This is a genomic window from Vibrio sp. 970, from assembly GCF_033339075.1.
The window spans coordinates 1-545 of sequence record NZ_JAWOTW010000694.1 but is presented as its reverse complement, the minus strand read 5'-3'; the positions used below and the strand labels follow the sequence as shown (position 1 = coordinate 545).

The window sequence follows — 545 nt, the reverse complement described above, 5'->3', positions numbered from 1 at the left end:
CGCGCACAGCGTCAAGCAGAGCAAATTTTGTTGATGGAAGAGCGCGCGACCATTGCTCGCGAACTTCACGACTCTTTGGCTCAAGCGTTATCCTATTTGAAAATTCAGGTCGCTTTATTAAAGAGAAGCGTGAAAAATCTTCCTGACGAAAAGGCCATCGCTCAAGCCAATCAAGTGATTGCAGAGCTGGATACGGGTTTGTCGGCTGCTTATACCCAGTTACGTGAGCTGTTGACGACATTCCGCCTGACGATCAAAGAAGGCAGTTTTGGCCAAGCGCTGCAAGATATGGTTGAAACGCTTAATGAGCAAACAACGGCAGAAATTACGTTGAAAAATAGACTTTCATCGACGGAATTAGATGCGCATCAACAAGTCCATTTACTACAGTTGATCAGAGAGGCGGCACTGAATGCGATTAAGCATGCGCAAGCTGACCATATACATATTCAATGTCTTGATTGTGATGGGAAAGTCACAGTAACCGTCTCCGATGACGGGGTAGGCTTTGAACATCAGGACGAAAAAATTAATCATTACGGTAT

The 545-nt window shown here is 45.1% G+C and carries 1 protein-coding gene; it reads left to right on the top strand.

Annotated features, from left to right (window positions below):
- The coding region (locus R7Q11_RS28665; RefSeq protein WP_225467285.1) for a histidine kinase at positions 1 to 545 on the top strand (545 nt) is incomplete at both ends.